Genomic DNA, 17,493 nt, shown 5'->3' on the forward strand with positions numbered 1-17,493 from the left:
ACGTTTTTATTCCTGTTACAGAACAAACCTCCCCAAAATCCTGCCGGATAATTATTTTATACGTGATTTTATTAAACTTTCGGAATTACTCCCATGTCCACTGATCCACATTATTTACAATAGACCAGCCATGTCCGTGAGGATGAATCTTCTGATCTGCAACTTTAAGTCCATCTCTTACAAAATACAGATGATCCACATTGCACAGCCAGATCCAGGGAATATCTCCCTCCTGGGTAATACCTGTTTCTCCGTCCCACTGAGCCTTTTTCCACAGCTCATAAGATTCCTCAAGATCGCTGCTTTCCAGAGCCTCATCCATGTATTTGTCTACGGTCTCATTGGCATACGGTGAATATTCAGCAGTTCCTGTTTCTTCCATTGTATGGTAAATATTGTAAAGCTCCATAGGAGTGTGCGCTCCCCATCCCCACATCAGAGGCTGAGACAAGGCCGCAGTATAGGCGGTATCCCAGTCAGCTCCCTCTGTAGTAACAGAAATTCCCAGTTCAGCAAGCTGATTTTTTGCATCCTCAGCCAGAGCCTGACGTACAGAATCAGATGCCGGATAAACGATCTTCATCTCAGCGCGTACGCCGTCTTTTTCGCGGATTCCGTCTTTTCCTTCTTTCCAGCCGGCATCCTCAAGAATTTTTACCGCTCCCTCAAAATCGTACTCTGTTTCTGCCTCCTCGTTATACCAGGGCATTTTGTCACATACGCTGTATGCGGGAGTTCCGTAGCCGTTCAGTACATTGTCGATCATTTCTTCACGGTCGATTCCAATGTTGATCGCGCGTCTTACTTCCACATCGCTGGTAAAATCATTTCCGGTCATTACTCCGTCTTTTTCTTCTGCCGGAGCTGCCGGAAGATTAAATCCACGGTTATCAACTGTATCTACACGGAACAGCTCATATCCCTCTATTTCCGTATCAGAATAGGAAGCTGCCGTATGCGCTACGTCTACCGTTCCGGACTGAGCTGCCGCAAGAGCCGCGTCCTCTTCCATAAAAAGAACCGTAACCTTTTTCATCTTTGGTTCTTCTCCGTAATAATCCGGATTGGCCTCAAAGATCACCTGCTGCCCCTTATCCCACTGCTTCATGATATAACGTCCTGATCCAACAGGATTCTGTCCGTAATTCTCGTCATATGCATGTTCCGGAACAATTCCCACTACAGCCATAGTATACGGCCAGATGGAAAACGGCTTGTTCAGATGAAACTCTACTGTGGTATCATCCACTGCAACGGCTTCCTCCAGCATGGAAAAATCATTGACAGAGCTGTTGTCGCGGCAGTTATTATAGGTAAACGCTACGTCCTTTGCTGTCAGTGGTTCTCCGTCTGTAAATTTTACATCGTCACGGATCTTTACTGTCCAGATAAGCCCGTCCTCACTGACAGAATAATCTGTGGCAAGATCCATTCCAATAGACAGATCTTTGTTGGTAACAGTAAGTGTGCTCTGTATCAGAGGCTCATGAACATGCTCTCCGGCTCCCCAGCCATATGCAGGATCAAATCCCGCTTCCGGCTCAGAAGTTGCAGGCATGGTAACAATCACTTCATCCTTTGTTTTCTGTTCTGCTGCTGAAACCACTGTGCCGCTTCCGATCATGGAAACAGTCATACAGAAAGCCGCCAGCAGTGCCATTAACCGCTTTTTCATTTGATTTAACCTCCCTGATTTTCGTGTTTCACCAGTATAACATTGATTTTCGTCAGATTTAACCCTGTACGGGGGATATAAACCCATTCATATTTTGCATGGATAATCTTTTTATTTCATACCTGTACATCCCCCTGGGAGGCTTGTTAAAATCTCTGACTTTGTTAAAATATAGTCAGCACAGGAAATTGTGTTATATGATGTCAAAGTCAGTGCACGACCTCCACTTATGATGCACTAACGATCCCATTAAAATACTCATTTAAAAAAAGCACCTGTAACAAGTGCTTTTTTTAATACGTTTTTTTATATTTTTCCGGTCTACAAAACAGACTCGATCAGATTTCTGGTGTACTCCTCCCTGGGAGACCATATAATTTCCTCCGGAGTTCCGGTTTCCACAATTTTTCCCTGTTTCATAACGATCACCCGGTCGCAGAACATCTGAACCAGAGCAAGATCATGACAGATAAAAATTACGCTGAGACCGTTTTTCTGTCTTAATTTTATCAGAAGCTCCATAATCTGTTTCTGCACAGTTACATCGAGAGCACTGGTAGCCTCGTCGCAGATCAGAAGCTCCGGGTCCAGCGCAAGGGCTCTGGCAATAGCAGCTCTCTGGCACTGTCCTCCGCTGACCTGATGGGGATACCGGGAAGCAAATTCCGGCGTAAGCCCACACAATTCTAGAAGGTTATCCACCTTTGTTTTTAATTCCGTTCCCTTTATCCCCATATTCCGCAGACTTTCCCCAATTCCGTCTCCAAGTGTCCTTCGGGGATCAAAAGACTCCGCGGGCATCTGGAAAACCATCTGCATATGACGGTATGCCTGTTTCAGCTGCCGTATTCCTGCCTGAGATATATCTATACATCCAGACTCTGTTCCTTCCGATGAAGGATAAAACAGAACTTTTCCCTCTGTACAGGGAAGAAGTCCCGTAATCAGTCTGGCAACTGTACTTTTTCCGCTTCCTGATTCACCCACGATCCCCAGACACTGTCCTCTTTTCAGTTCAAAGGACACCTCGTCCACAGCTGCAAAGGATTTTTTTCCTGCTGTAAATACCTTTTTCAGTTTCTCTGCTTTCAGCAAAATTTCTGTCATAATTTCTGATTCTCCCGTCTTTTCAGCCGGATCACAGAATCCATAAGCTGACGAGTATACTGACTTTCCGGATTTTCCAGAATCTTCTGTGTATCTCCGTAATCCATTACTTTTCCATTCTGAAGTACGAGGATCCTGTCTGCCATTTTTCTGACCACGCCAATATTGTGAGTGATCAGAAGCATGGCTGTATGAAACTCTTTTTTCATCAGAAGAAGCTCTTCCACCACCTGTTTCTGTACAGTCACATCAAGAGCGCTGGTAGGCTCATCTGCCAGGAGCAGATCCGGTTTTAAAAGCATGGCGGTACAGATTCCCACTCTCTGATTCATTCCTCCGGACAGTTCAAAGGGATAGCTTCCAAGAACACGGGCACAGTCTGTAAGTCCGATTTTTTTCATCAAAACAGCTGCTCTGTTTTCCACTTCCGCTCTGCTGACCTTCTCATGCTCCGATACGGCCTCGTACATCTGAGCCCCTACTGTACGCATAGGACAAAGGGCTGATTTACAGTCCTGAAAGACCATTCCAAGCTCAGGTCCCCGGTATTTCCTCAGTATTTTTTCCGGCATGGCAGTGAGATTTTCTCCTTTGTACCACACCTGACCGGCGACTTCAGCTCTGTTTCCCAGAAGTCCCATAACGGCTTTTGCAACCGTACTTTTTCCACTTCCGGATTCCCCTACAATACCCAGGATTTCTCCCTTTTTCACCTGAAAGCTTATGTCCTGTACAACAGGCTCTCCATCATAACAGACAGTCAGCTTCTCCACACGGAGCAGTGCATCTTCATTCTTTTTTACATTCATTCTGCGTCCCCTGTTCCCGGAATCAGTTATTCCACATCCAGATCTGCCGTGATCTCATAATAATCACAGGGATGAGCTGCCATTCCCTTTACATTGGATTTTGTCACAATTCCCATATTGAGATGTGATACAAAGAAAAATCCATCGTCGTCCAGAATCTTCTGCTGCAGCTCTGTTGCCAGCTTTGCTCTCTCCTCCGGCTCAAATGCCTGATGAAGCTTTTCTGTAAGAGCTGTTACCTCTTTGTTTTCATATTTTCCGTAGTTTTTTGGTCCCACTACTGTACTGGTAAAGAAATATTCCGGATCTCCGGTGGGAGCTGTGGTAGTAGAACTTACATACACATCAAAGTTGCCGTCTGCCGCATAAGTCATATGATCCGAAGTATTATTTACCACAACGTCAATTCCGATTTCCTTGAGAGTTGCCTGTGCATACTCCGCAAGCTTCGGCTGCTCCAGACGGGTCGGGTAGGTCAGCCAGTCTATGGTAAGCTTCTGTCCGTCCTTGTCTGCACATCCGTCGCCGTCTGTATCCTTCCATCCGGATTCTTCCAGCAGCTTTTTTGCCCCTTCCGGATCATAGGAAACTGTTTCCACTGCTTCATTTCCATAAGAAAAACTGTCCGGAAAAGCGGCTTTGGCAGGGAGCCCTCTCCCCTCCATGATCACAGAGCAGAAGCCCTCTTTATCAATTCCCATTTCAATGGCTTTTCGTATATTCTGATCCTGCATGATCTCCGACTCAAAATTAAACTGTCCGAAAAAGCATCTGCTTGTTGCGCAGGAATTAATGGTATACTCCGGATTTCCGTCAAAAAGCGCGTAGTTATCATACTGAAGACCATAGGTTCCCTGGATATCGCCTGTCTGAAGGGCCGCGGTCAGAGCGCTTCCGTCCGAAAAAGACTTTACTGTAACTTTATCCACCTTTACATCGCCGCCCCAGTAATTTTCATTTTTTACAAGATCAATCTGAGTGGGGGTAACTTTTTCTGCAATATAAGGACCTGTTCCTGCCACATTGGCATTTCCCCCTTCTCCCTGAACGCCATATTCCATATCAATAATGGCTCCGTAGGGATCTCCCAGATAGTTAATGATTGCCGGACATGGTTCTGTTGTGTAAATAGTCAAAGTCAGTCCGTCTGCATCAATATAATCGATCTTCATATCAGAAGGAGCCCGGTCATGAACCTTTACCAGATTTTCCAGACATTCCTTTACTGCCTGGGCATCCATAGTGCGGCCGCTTGAAAACTTTACTCCGTCTCTCAGTGTGATCTTTACCGTAGTGTCGTCCACAAACTCATAATCTGTGGCAAGCCAGGGCTCCACCTCCATATTGTCATTGTACTTAAATAACGTTTCCCCTACACCATACCTGAGCGCACTCCATCCGGAATAATTATCATGAGGGTTCAGCCCGGCGTCACCCATTTCCTCGCTGTAACCGGTTGTTCCGTATACAAAGGTCTTTTCTTTGTCTGCCATTACGCTGACACTCAGTCCCGATATCATCACTGCTCCTGCAAGCACTGCAGCAATAAATTTTTTCTTCATTATTTACCTCTTTTCTTTTTGTGTTCCGGATCCAGATAATCTCTCAATGTATCTCCCAGAAGGTTAAAAATCAGTACCGTTACAAAAATTGCAGCTCCCGGCGCAAGAGACATCCACGGCGCGATCTGCAGAAGGCTTCTGCCCTCATTGATCATACTTCCCCATTCTGCTGCCGGCGGCTGTACTCCCAGTCCCAGAAAGGACAAGCCTGCAAGCTCCATCATCATAGTTCCAATATCCAGAACTGCCGTTACAAGGACAGGGCCTGCAATATTAGGCAGAATATGCCGCAGAAGCAGAGCCGGTGTGCTGCTGCCGGAAAGTCTGGCCGCCATTATATACGGCGCCTCTTTCTGAGTCAGCGTCAGTCCTCTGGCCAGCCTGGCAAACTTCGGCCAGCTTACCACTGCCAGAGCAAGTACCGCATTCTGTACACCGCCGCCCAGGACTCCTGCCACAGCTAATGCGAATACCAGACTTGGAAAGGCCAGAAACAGATCTGATATCCTCATAAGAAAAGCATCCACAAAGCCTCCCCGCCAGCCGCAGATAATTCCCACAAAGGTTCCCGTTACTGTTGTAATGCTCACCAGGATCAGTGTGGAAAAAATACTGGTAGTTCCGGCTATCAGAATCCTGGAAAACATATCCCGTCCATAGCGGTCTGTTCCCAGCAGATGCTCCGGCCCCGGCGGCTGCTTTGCCAACAGAAGATTCTGCTCATAAGGGTCATAGGGACAGATGTATTTTGCACACAGAGCTGTTAAAAGAAGCAGCGCTGCCAGAACTGTCAGCACAATAAGCCGTATTTTTACAGAATCTGTTCCCGTCCTGTACACAGAAGATGAACCTCTCTTTTTCTTTGTCATCCTTGCTCACCTCCCAGTCTTACACGGGGATCCAGATAATGATACACAATGTCCGTAATCAGGTTCACTGCTACATAGATCACTGCCATCCATGCCACATATACCTGAACGACAGGATAATCTCTCATGGTAATGGCATCCACAGCCATTTTACCTACACCGTCCCACATAAAAATAGATTCCACAATGGTAGTTCCGCCCAGAAGGCTTCCCACAGACAATGCCATCAGCGTCACAATGGTCAGCATGGACGCCCTCAGAACATTTTTCCAGATAATCACACTTCCTCTGACACCTCTGGCCCTGGCTCCCATCACATAATCCTTATTCAGTTCCTCCAGAACAGCCGCTCTGATCTGACGGATATATTTTGCCGCCATAGCTATGGCAAGGGTAAGAGTGGGAAGCACAAGACTTGCCGCAATATTTTCTGACGTAATCACAGGCAGCCATCCAAGCTTTACAGAAAATACATACATTAAAATCAGCGCCGCAAAAAAATTCGGGGCAGAATTTCCGATAAAACTCAGAAAACGTATCAGATAATCTGACCATCTATTATGGCGTATGGCAGAAAAAATCCCAAGGGGGATCGCTGTCAGCATAGTCACTATCATAGAAGAAACTGTAAGCAGTATGGTTGCCGGAAGCTTTTCCATAAAAGTATCATATACCTTCTGCCCGGATACATAGCTGGTTCCCATATCGCCTGTGACCATTCCTGCAAACCATCTGCCATACTGTACCAGAAAAGGCTGATCCAGACCGTATTCTTTTTTTGTCTGATCAATTACCTCCTGGGAGACAACTGACCCTGCATTTTCATACATGTAGGTTACTGCATCTCCCCCTGCAAGCCGCATCATGGCAAAGGACAGAAACGTAATCCCGATCAGAACGGGAATTAACTGAAGCAGTCTTTTTCCTATATATTTCAACATAATTTTATCCTCTGTTTATCTGCTTTTTCATCATTTTACTTACCGCTTCCGATTCGTTCTTCCAGAAAACAGATGAATTCCTTTAAACTGCTGTCCATCTCTTCTCCCCGATGTCTGACATACCCGAAGATCACCCGGCTTCCTTCCATTTTCAACGGGATTCCGGGAAGTGTATCTTTCTTATTCTCTGACAGATAGCTTCCGCTGATATTTGCCACATCACTGTTTTTTAAAAGCCTTTCCATAATATAATCACTGTTTGTAATAACAGAAATATCCAGGCCTTTCCAGGAAAAGCTCTCCTTGTTTTCGGCGGCTCCAATATCAAAAAATTCGTCCTGATAGTTCTGAACCAGCCGAACTCCGTCAAGCTCTTCATAGCTCAGGCTCTCTTTTTCTGTTCCGTAAAGAAAGGATTTTCCTCCCGGATAAACAATGGCTTCTGTTTCATGCAGGGGAATAAATTCCATCCTGTTTCTGGACAGTTCATAAAAAAAGTCCTCTTTCTGCCGTTCCAGAATATACACAAACCCCACATCATCCAGATAGTCCCGGACGCGTTCCATCACTGTCCGAACTCCTGCCGTGTAAATCTGAAAATGATAATTTCTGTCATAATTCTCATTATAAAAATCCACAAAATGAGTGGCGAACCAAGAGCTTGGATTTGCGGAAATCCTGAGCCATTTTGTCATACCGTGGTCCGCCATGGCTTCCAGCTTTGTGACTTCGCCTACAATTTTACAGGCATAACGATATACCTGACTTCCCTGAGGCGTAAGACGGATCCCTCTGGGAAGCCGCTCAAAAAGCTGCATTCCCAGAGAATCCTCCAAAGCCTTTACCACCTTGCTGACACTGGGCTGAGTGGAATATAAAATTTTTGCCGCCTCGCTGACAGAGCCGGTCTGAGCGCAGGTCACAAAATACTGCAGCTGTTTTAAATCCATAATTTTTTCCTTTATAGTTCTTTTACTTACAGGTTCTCAGCATAAACATTGGTGTGGGATTATAAAACTCATCCTTTTCCACATAAATCCTGCTGCTGATTCCCAGATCCACAGAAAATTCCTGAAGCTTCATTGCCCCCAAAGTCTCCAGATCCCAGGCCGGACGGCTATAGGAACTGATTGGAAGCTGACGTTTGATCTCCTCACATTCTCTCATCATATCATCGCCAATTTCCTGATGCGCATGGTTGTCCGGAAGCTCGGACAGGTCTGTAAAATCACTGAGCCCGTAATTTGCATCAAAATTCAAAAGTATGCCGCCTTTTTTCAGTACGCGCACCCATTCTCTGTAAGCGCTTTTTACATCCGGAAGGGTCCAGGTAAGGTTTCGGGAAATCACCACGTCAAAGCTTTCGTCTGCAAATCTCAGATTTTCTGCATCCATTACAAAGAACTCACAGTCTGTTTTTTCCTCTTCTGCAAGCGTTCTAGCATTTTCAACCATATCAGGCGTCAGATCCACACCAGTGACCTGATATCCTTCTTTTGCCAGAAGCACGGAAAAAAATCCCGCTCCGCAGCCCACGTCAAGGACCCTGAGATTTCTGTCCTGAGGAAGCTGATTTTTTATTTCATAAAGCCATCGTTCAGACATAGGACTGTGAAGCTCCGCCCTTTTATGTTCCAGGAAATCTCCGCTTCTTTTTTCCCAGTAGCTTACAATTCGCTCTTTCCGCTCATCATAGGGATTGACAATCTTTCCATAAGCGATCATCGGCCCGTCCCCCAGTACCTGAAGCGTGCCGGTCTGATACAGGATCACACCGTCATACTCGGCCACGCTCAGCTCCAGAAGACCGCCTTCATAATCCCGCACTTCACCCAGAATCTCTCCTTCCCGGATCATATCGCCGGGCTTTTTAAAGGGATACCACAACCCGTCCCGGGAAGCGTCCTGATAACAGATATCTGTAACATCCAGAGGATAATAAGTTCTGTAATCCTTTTTCCCCTGATAAATTCCCAGATGACAGAGAATATTCCTGACATCTCTTCTTGTAGAGCGTACTTCTTCACTGGTCCAGGCTCCCATACCGCCCCGCTCAATAAGAATACTGGGTATTCCCTGAGAAGCCGCATAGTTATAAGCGCCCCCTGACGCCACATTGGAGCGGACCATGTAAGGTACGTCCACCTGCTCTGCCATGCGTCTTGACTGACTGACTGTTTTTTCATCTGCCATGCCCGCATAATACACATAAGAAGTCAGCTGTTCATAGTCATCCCCACTGTGCAGGTCAATGTAATAATCTGCTGCCGGCTGAAGCTCATGGGAAACTGCCCACGCAAGACGTTCCATTTCTGTACCTTTTGGATTTCCGGGAAATTCCCTGTTCAGGTTTTTTCCGTCTGTCAGTCCCATACTTCCGTTTCTGCGCTCAAATGCCGGAACATTTATCACCTTTACAATAATAATGGTACCTGCCACTTTCTGAATTTTAAGCTTCTGTGAAAGCTCAATAGCAGCCTGTATTCCCACATATTCTCCCCCGTGGACTCCTGCTGTGATCAGCATTGTTTTTCCAGGTCTTGTTCCATGAAGCACGGCAGCCGGAAGCCGGAATTCGCCCTGTCCCAGCTCCAGATAACCAGTCCACACGTTTCCGGGTTCCACTGAAATATGATTGAGGCAAAAGCTTTCTCTTTTTTTCCCGGAAAGAAGAAAGATTGGGGTGGAGCCATTATTTGCGATCTCTTCTTCTGTCCATACCTGTTTCCACACCTCTGTGTCGCAGCTTACTTCTGTCAGCCCTGCATTTTTCAGGGCTTCCACATCCCACTGAGGACGCTTCTGTCTGCTTAAAGGAACCTGTCTGGCAATGGCCTCCATCCGTTCAATATCTGTTCCTGTATAATAATCTTCCAGATTTTTTTCTTCCACCCTCTGGCGGTCCTTCTCGTAACCGCTGCGCTTTTCCTCATCATAAAGATGACCGTACCAGTCTGCATCAAAATTGCACAGAAGTCCGCCCGGTTTCAGCACACGTACCCATTCCTCATACGCCTGTCCCGGGTTTTCCAGATTCCAGGTAACATTTCTGGAAAATACCGCGTCAAATTCGCAGTCTCCCAGTTCAAGCTTCTGGGCGTCACTGAGCTTCCAGGTGATTTTTTCCGCAAACACTCCTGTATTCTTTTTTGCCTCTTTCAGCATCTCCTCTGTAACGTCTGCTGCCGTTACCTGATATCCGGCCTCCGCAAGAAGCAGGGCAAAAAATCCCGGTCCGGTTCCCACATCAAGAACCTTCAGCTCCTCCGGGTTCTTTCCCGGAAAATTCTCTTCAAAGAGAGAAAGAAGCTTGTTCTTCCACATACTCCGTCTGGCGTCTGCCATTTCCTGCTGATTATATTCTGAATAGCCCTCTGCACGCTGTGTCCAGTAGGCATGAATTTCTTCCTTTAACGTATTCATGATTCTTTCTGCTCTTTCTGTTAGTATGTTCTTTCTATAAAAAGAATCCTGTATTTTTTCGGTTCCTGCCTGTGGCTGCCGGTTAATTTTCATTTCCTGCTGCCTGTGGCAATAAAATTTTTATAATGGACTTTTTATAGACGGCTTTATTATATAAAAAAAGAAATCCCTCCTGCAACCCTCCCGGGGGGATTTCTTTGCTGTTCAAAACCTGTTTCTTTTCTGGATTTCTCCGCTGATAAATTCATACAGCTTCTCTACCGCGTTTCCGTGAATCTGCTTTTTCTGAGCGCTGACCATCTGAGCTACCGCCTCAGGATCGTTCATAAGCTGGATTCCTTTTTCCACCTGCCCATTGAGGGTAATTGCTGACCAGCTCATGCCTGCCTTCATAAAAAATTTCCGGTTTACTGTTTCGCAGCCGGGAATCGGAGCCGTATGGATCATCGGCACACCCGTCACTGCCGCTTCTGTAGATGTCAAACCGCCCGGCTTTGTAAAAAGAACGTCACAGGCCTTCAGATAAAGAGACATCTGAGTGGTAAATCCCAGAATCTGTACCCGGGGCTGTTTACAAAACTCTTTTTTCAACTTCTGTTCCGCCTTGCGGTTGCTTCCGCAGATCACAAGAATTTTTTCCTGAGCTGTGCCTTCCAAAAGCTTTTTTACAAGCTCGGAAAGATCTCCGGCCCCCATACTTCCTCCGGCTGCCAGAAAATATCTGCCTTTCGTATCAAGCCCCAGCTTCTCCCTTGCCTGTTCTCTGCTTGTATTCCTCCGGCAGCTCTTAGCCACCGGAATCCCAAAAGCCAAAAGCTTCTCCGCAGGAATCCCCCGTCTGACACAGGACTTTTTTAAAGCCTCATGGGGAAGCACATAATAATCACAGTCTGTCTCCTCCCAGAAGGGAATACAGGTGTAATCTGTCATTACTGCCACCGTAAGCGGAAGCTTCATGCCCTTTCGTTTCATATAAGTAATTGTTTCTGCCGGATAAAGATGCGGCATGATCAGAACATCAACCGGATGTTCACGTAAATATCCGTCCAGATACTTTGCCATTCTCCCGTTAATATAATACACAGGAGATTTCTTCAGCAACCGGCTGGCTACCATTCCCAGCTTATAAAAAAGCCCGAAAAGTCTGGGCGTTTTTTTGACAATCTGAACATATCCGTCTCCTACCAGACGTGAAACTCCCTCTCCTGCAAGGCAGAGATAGTCAAGTACATATGCCTCGTCGCCTCTCTCCTGCATCTCCTCTGCAATCGCCCGGGCTGCAGAATTATGTCCGCCTCCTGTATTGCAGGACAAAATCAATGCTTTCATTCAAGTCTCCATTCCTCTCCCCGCCTGTATGCGGCATTTGCCTTCAGACAATGTTTATGTATCACAATCCCTGACATCAGGACACAGCCGGCCAAGACTGTTCTGCGCGGCACTGTCAGCATAACAGTAACAGCAAAGGCCAGAAACGTATATACGCTTTTTCTGGTATTAGACCTGGCAGATATTACGATTACAAACAGCAGATACCAGAAAATCAGAGCTGCCAGAGGCTGCCACAGAGGAAGCAGTCCGATCAGTACGCCAAAAGATACTGCAATAGCCTTGCCCCCATGTCCTTTCTGAAACAGAGAATGAGCATGTCCGAATACAGGCGCGGCCATTACCAGCGCAAACATCCAGGAATCCATTCCCAGATCCCTGGCGCACAGGGCAACCGGAAGCGCCCCCTTTCCCAGATCTGCCAGAAGAACCAGTATCCCACAAAAAGCGCCTCCACAAGCAAATGCATTAAACGTTCCCGGATTTCCATCCTCAGACTCGGTCTGAACATCCACTCCCCGAAAGATCATAGGAATCAGCCGTCCAAACAAAATACTTCCTGACAAAAATCCCATAATCACATAGAAAAAGTATCCATATTTCATAATCCAACCTGCTTTCCTGCTGCAAATAAAATCTCACAGTCGTTTCTAACCAGAGCTGGGCTTCTCCTCCGACCTCTGAATTTCTCATTTCCCTTAATTACAGTTCTCTATCAATCCCCTGTCCAGAGTTTTCCTGTTACAATACCATACTCCACAGACAGATTGTGGGAAGCGATAACAAAGTAGAAAAAATAACCATTTTTGTTGCAAAGGGAGAATCCACCCCATATTTCTCTGCCAGAATACTTGTTGTAGCGCCTGCCGGCATGGCAGCCAGCAGTACACAGATGCCAAAAGCATTTTTATCAAGAGGCAGAAAGCTACAGACTCCGTACACCACTGCCGGAATCACCACAAGCCTGTGAAACGTAAACTTTGCCACAGTCCGGTCCCAGAAATCCTTTACATTGATATCTGCAAGAATCATTCCAACTGCCATCATGGAAAAAGCTGTATTGCAGTTTCCTATATAATCCACTGCATCTGTAACCGGCGCCGGAAGCTTCCACCCGGTAAACATAAGAAGAATACCCAGTTCACTCATAATAATACAGGGATGCGTCAGAACCTTCCTGACCGTTCCTTTCCGGTCTGTGGTTCCGGAAAAAACTGCCAGTCCGGAAGTCCACATCATGATCCTCTGAGGAATCAGATAAATACTGGCAAGCACCAGCCCCTCTGCCCCGTAAATCCCCTCTGCTACCGGATTTCCCAGAAACCCTGCGTTTGAACAGATCGTTCCATACCGGAGACATTTATTTTTCCCCTCTGGTTCCTTCCTGAAGATCAGCCTTCCATAAAACACGCAAAAAATCTGAATCCCGACAGAGATCAGAAGGACCTCCAGATAATACAATAGTCTGCCCTCCACAGGACTGTTCATAAATGCATGAAGAATGTTGCAGGGCAGAATCACATAAATAACAAGATCGTTCAGGTTTTTTTGTCCCTGCGGTCCAATGAGCCCGATGCGCTTCAGCATAAATCCCACTGCTACCAGAAGAAAAATCGTTGCCTGCAGCGTAAGTACTTTTTCCATAATACCCCTCTTTTCCTGTCTGTACAGAAAATCTCCTGCCATAATCATACTGACCGCTGATTTTTCTGAAAGATATCCCCAGTGTATCACAACCAAAAAATACTCGCAACAAAAAGACAAACCTCTCTTGACGACACAGCTTATACCATGCTACAATGTCACCTGTCCAAAACACAGTGTGGACTTTTTTGGCCAGGCCACTTTTCGCCACACAATTACCATCCGGTAGTTGTGCGGCTTATTTTTTTGCCATAAAAGTCTTTTTTATAAACCAACAGGAGGAATATAAATGAACAATACTTTTATGAAAGAAAAGCCAGTATTTCCTCTGATTATGTCCATGGCTCTCCCCATGGTGATCTCCATGCTGGTAAACTCTTTGTATAATATAGTAGACAGCTTCTTTGTTGCGCAGATCAGTGAAGATGCCATGACAGCGCTTTCCCTGGTCTTTCCCATCCAGAACCTGGTGAATGCCATTGCCATTGGTTTTGGCGTGGGAATCAGCTCGCAGATTGCTTTTCATCTGGGAGCCGGAAATAAACACAATGCAGATATTGCCGCTACTCACGGAACGGTTTTGTCCGCTGTACACGGACTTATTATGATGGTAGTCTGTACTCTGATCATGCCCTCCTTTCTTGGGCTTTTTACACCGGACAAAAAGGTTATTGATCTGGGCGTAAGATATTCCGGCATTGTTTTTGCCTTTTCTGTTGTAATAGGGCTTGATCTTGCTTTTGAAAAGATTTTCCAGGCAGTTGGAAGAATGAAAGTTACCATGTTTTCACTGATGTGCGGCTGTATTACCAATATTATACTGGACCCGGTTCTGATTTTCGGTCTTGGTCCCTTCCCTGCACTTGGAATCGAAGGCGCTGCCCTGGCAACAGGTCTTGGACAGGTTTTAAATCTGATCATTTACCTGGTGATCTATTTTGCCCGCCCAATTCCTGTACGCATCAGGAAAACATGTCTGAAACCAGACAGCAGCATGGACAAAAAACTTTATGCTGTGGGAGTTCCGGCAATTCTGAATATTGCGCTCCCCTCCCTTCTGATCTCCGTGCTGAACAGCCTGCTTGCTGTTTACTCCCAGAGCTATGTGGTAATTTTGGGCATTTATTACAAGCTTCAGACCTTCCTCTATCTTCCTGCCAGCGGAATCGTCCAGGGTATGCGCCCTGTGATCGGATATAACTATGGAGCAAGAGAACACAAACGTGTGAAAAAAATCTATATGGTAACGCTTGCCATGAGCAGCGTCATTATGATCATCGGAACCGTTATCTGCCTGGCAGTTCCCGGACAGTTGATGGGACTGTTTACCTCCAATGCCGAAACTGTCCTTGCAGGAAAAACAGCTCTCCGTATCATCAGCGCCGGCTTCCTGGTTTCCGCAGTATCTGTTACTGCCTGCGGCGCACTGGAGGGTTTGGGAAAGGGAACCCCTTCTCTTATCATCTCTCTGTGCAGATATGTACTGATCATCATTCCTGCTGCCTTCGTCCTCAGCAAAGTTTTTGGTGCTGTAGGAGTATGGCATGCCTTCTGGATCGCTGAAGCCGCTACTGCAGTCGTAGCCGGCCTGATCAGCCGTAAAGTAGTATGGGGACGTTAAACGTCCCCATTAGATTTAGTATTCTAATTCCCCCCAGTATTCTTCATAGTATCTTTTCAGTATTTTCTGGTATTTTTTTTCTTCAGAAAGTGCATCATAAAACTTTTTATTTTTTATAAGATATGACATCCATCCCAGCCATTCATTATCTTTTAGCAGAAGCGCCTGCTTTACCTGATAACCAACAGCATGCACCAAAAACTGAGGCTCCATTTTTTCCAGCCTCTCCATGATCAAAAATGCCCCAGGCCAGTTGATATCCTGCAGCCACTCCAGCATCTCACATGTGTATTTATTTAATTCTTCATCAGTTTTTTCACAGATTACCTTTGCACAATTTTCCCACGACCATCCATATTCTATAGGCTGCATAAATACAGATAAGGATTTTATCTTTCTCGCCTCTCTGAGAGCCTCTTCCTGAATCTCTGCTGGTTGCCCCTCATCCATCATTTCAAATAAAGTATCAATATCTACTGACATATCAATATCCTCCATTCCTCCGCCTTTCAGTGAGCGGTACAAATAAGTGACACTACGAGTCTGTATACTAAAAATTGTTTAATCAACTTAGTTTAATTGTGCGGCAGTTCAGTCAATGACTCCTTAGTATAAATTTTAATAAAACTCTCGGTCTCCCATATGGTTAATAATTGATCTCCATCTTAATTTTTCAGCACAAATTACTGTTCCCATATAATCATCTAAATCTGCTTCTGATAATCCTCCACAGTCACACCAATAAATCAATTCGTTTTGCATAAACATAGTGGCATCAAGTATTTCACATGTATACGTTTCATCTAACGGTAATAATTTTAAATATTTTAAACCTTGAAATTCCAATTCAAACATACCATTTTCTTCACTTTGGCATTGAAATGCTACATTTAATATCCTCTTATCATTTACCGGATACATTTCATATCTATTATTTACATATGCCCCACTTGAATATTTCAATTCTTTAATACAACAGTCATGGAAAAAATTTATTTTTTTCATAAAATCATTTATATCTCTCTCAGAAGAAATCTCGTACCACATACAAGCCCCCTAAATATGAATTGTTCCATCTATAATGTAGACATCAAATATTTACAAACTCCATAACCCCATACAAAGCTATTTATATAGAATAATCCCTCTGATCTTCAGTCAAAATAATTTGGAGGGTATTTCCATCTTAAGGAATCCTTTCCCGTATCCAATCTTTCTTTTTCCGACAAATAAAACTCATCATAACCGGATATATGTACAAGTTTTTCCCGGAATACCTCCTTCGCTAATCTGTTTCCGATATATGAATCAACTTTATATCCGGACATATATCCTTCCTTATCGTATATTCCGGTACAAAGCTCTCTTATTATGGTCCCATCTAAAGTTGTATTTTCATTATATATTGGAAACCAAAATTCTTCATACCACCATTTTTCTATTTTGCTGTTATCATACAAATAAGTTTCCTTACCTACTCTGTGTATTCCTGTTTTGCCTTCATACACACACCATTTCAAATATTCCAATTTGTTATTAAGATTTTTTAAAATCTTTATACCATACAATGTTTTATTTCCACAAAGCTGCTCAAAAACCATATAATATATATAACTCTTTGAATATAAGACACAACAAATATTATGGTAGCTTTCACTTGAATAATAAATAATAGATACTAATCTGCCATCCTCTCGGAATAAATATTCCAGCTTTCCATATTTGTCTTTTGGTACTCTCTTATAAAAACTCCCTCTTTCCGCATTCCCCACTGTAAGGTCAAATACTGGACTTGCTTCATATAATCCCATACTAAACCCTTTATGTTTACTGTATTTCCTGTACTTTACTTTTGAACTTAAAATAGCCGACAACTCTTCTCCCTGGCTTTTACAGATCCCCTGCATAATCAGAAATTGAACAGTTTCTTCCATGTGTTCATCTATGAACGTTTTTTCATCAAGCAAATACTCTTCTGCTTTTTTATTCCGATCTGAAAGTTTTTGTCGGATTGAATCTTCTCTTTTTGTAAGATCGGATCTCTTCGTACTCAGCACATCTAAAATCGCTGCTCTATATTGTTTACACTCTTCCGAGCTCAGTTCACAGCCGTTCAACATTTCTATAATTTCAGGACACTCAAGAAAAGCGTTCAGGCAATTATAGGATTCCTGACTAATTTGCCCTGTGTATAAAATTCACTAACAATCTTCTGCCAAAACTCCTGTTCACTTATGTTCTTCATTCAATCCCCCCTTCCCCAATACCATTCTCCCTGGCTCTGTACCACCTGTTCTTTTTAAAACAATATGAAAATAAGACAAAACTTCTGCCGGATAGAACAGCGCCGATAAGATTACAAAGAAGGAATAAATACTCCATCCAAAATACCGCTGCTGCTAAAAGCTTATCCCAACTATGCTAAATACAGCTTACCACTATATTTACAGCCCCGTCAATAAAAGTAACCATGTTATTCCAATACCTTTATATCCTTTTTTATAAAGAAAAGG

The 17,493-nt window shown here is 44.5% G+C and carries 15 protein-coding genes; 1 reads left to right on the top strand and 14 read right to left on the bottom strand.

The features are described from left to right. Positions 1-85: 85 nt before the first annotated feature. From QVP40_RS07040 to QVP40_RS07090, 11 genes are all read right to left on the bottom strand, one after another. Complete coding sequence (locus QVP40_RS07040; RefSeq protein WP_257465403.1) at positions 86-1,624, bottom strand: ABC transporter substrate-binding protein; 1,539 nt, start codon at positions 1,622-1,624, stop codon at positions 86-88. Positions 1,625-1,996: 372 nt separating this feature from the next. Beyond that, a complete protein-coding gene (locus QVP40_RS07045; protein WP_022067768.1) occupies positions 1,997-2,782 on the bottom strand; it encodes an ABC transporter ATP-binding protein in 786 nt (261 codons plus the stop codon). Continuing rightward, complete coding sequence (locus tag QVP40_RS07050) at positions 2,779-3,591, bottom strand: ABC transporter ATP-binding protein (RefSeq protein WP_022067769.1); 813 nt, start codon at positions 3,589-3,591, stop codon at positions 2,779-2,781. Before QVP40_RS07050 ends, QVP40_RS07045 begins: the two co-directional genes overlap by 4 nt. A 26-nt stretch (positions 3,592-3,617) precedes the next feature. After that, on the bottom strand, positions 3,618-5,153 hold the full coding sequence (locus QVP40_RS07055) for an ABC transporter substrate-binding protein (RefSeq protein ID WP_022067770.1): 1,536 nt from the start codon (positions 5,151-5,153) through the stop codon (positions 3,618-3,620). Next, entirely contained in the window at positions 5,153-6,022 is an 870-nt protein-coding gene (gene nikC / locus QVP40_RS07060; protein WP_022067771.1) for a nickel transporter permease, read from the bottom strand. Before nikC ends, QVP40_RS07055 begins: the two co-directional genes overlap by 1 nt. Then, complete coding sequence (nikB, locus tag QVP40_RS07065) at positions 6,019-6,963, bottom strand: nickel ABC transporter permease (protein ID WP_022067772.1); 945 nt, start codon at positions 6,961-6,963, stop codon at positions 6,019-6,021. The genes nikC and nikB overlap by 4 nt, the downstream gene beginning before the upstream one ends. Before the next feature lie 35 nt (positions 6,964-6,998). After that, the gene (locus QVP40_RS07070) at positions 6,999-7,913 is read right to left on the bottom strand and encodes a LysR family transcriptional regulator (protein ID WP_022067773.1); all 915 of its coding nucleotides are present in this window, start codon (positions 7,911-7,913) and stop codon (positions 6,999-7,001) included. A gap of 22 nt (positions 7,914-7,935) precedes the next feature. After that, positions 7,936-10,386 (bottom strand): methyltransferase domain-containing protein, encoded by a 2,451-nt coding sequence (locus QVP40_RS07075; protein WP_288200371.1) that lies wholly within the window; start codon positions 10,384-10,386, stop codon positions 7,936-7,938. Positions 10,387-10,590: 204 nt separating this feature from the next. Then, on the bottom strand, positions 10,591-11,715 hold the full coding sequence (locus QVP40_RS07080) for an MGDG synthase family glycosyltransferase (protein ID WP_022067775.1): 1,125 nt from the start codon (positions 11,713-11,715) through the stop codon (positions 10,591-10,593). After that, the gene (locus QVP40_RS07085) at positions 11,712-12,320 is read right to left on the bottom strand and encodes a glycerol-3-phosphate acyltransferase (RefSeq protein WP_022067776.1); all 609 of its coding nucleotides are present in this window, start codon (positions 12,318-12,320) and stop codon (positions 11,712-11,714) included. The genes QVP40_RS07080 and QVP40_RS07085 overlap by 4 nt, the downstream gene beginning before the upstream one ends. A 136-nt stretch (positions 12,321-12,456) precedes the next feature. Then, entirely contained in the window at positions 12,457-13,359 is a 903-nt protein-coding gene (locus QVP40_RS07090; RefSeq protein WP_022067777.1) for an AEC family transporter, read from the bottom strand. A 289-nt stretch (positions 13,360-13,648) separates the two neighbouring features. Here QVP40_RS07090 and QVP40_RS07095 point away from each other — a divergent pair, with 289 nt between their 5' ends. Next, on the top strand, positions 13,649-14,980 hold the full coding sequence (locus QVP40_RS07095) for an MATE family efflux transporter (RefSeq protein ID WP_022067778.1): 1,332 nt from the start codon (positions 13,649-13,651) through the stop codon (positions 14,978-14,980). A 15-nt stretch (positions 14,981-14,995) separates the two neighbouring features. Here QVP40_RS07095 and QVP40_RS07100 read toward each other — a convergent pair whose 3' ends face one another. The 3 genes from QVP40_RS07100 to QVP40_RS07110 form a co-directional block, all read right to left on the bottom strand. Next, positions 14,996-15,463 carry a DUF5071 domain-containing protein gene (locus tag QVP40_RS07100; protein ID WP_022067779.1) on the bottom strand — a complete coding sequence of 156 codons (468 nt, stop codon included), beginning with the start codon at positions 15,461-15,463 and terminating at the stop codon, positions 14,996-14,998. A gap of 135 nt (positions 15,464-15,598) precedes the next feature. Further along, positions 15,599-16,027, bottom strand: a complete 429-nt coding sequence (locus QVP40_RS07105) for a hypothetical protein (RefSeq protein ID WP_022067780.1) — start codon at positions 16,025-16,027, stop codon at positions 15,599-15,601. Between the two features lie 107 nt (positions 16,028-16,134). Further along, positions 16,135-17,100, bottom strand: coding sequence for a hypothetical protein (locus QVP40_RS07110; RefSeq protein ID WP_022067781.1), 966 nt, complete (start codon positions 17,098-17,100; stop codon positions 16,135-16,137). Between the last annotated feature and the right edge of the window lie 393 nt (positions 17,101-17,493).

Origin of the sequence: Blautia sp. CAG:257 (genome assembly GCF_000433815.1) — a bacterium.
GTDB classification, from domain to species: Bacteria; Bacillota; Clostridia; order Lachnospirales; family Lachnospiraceae; genus Blautia_A; species Blautia_A caecimuris.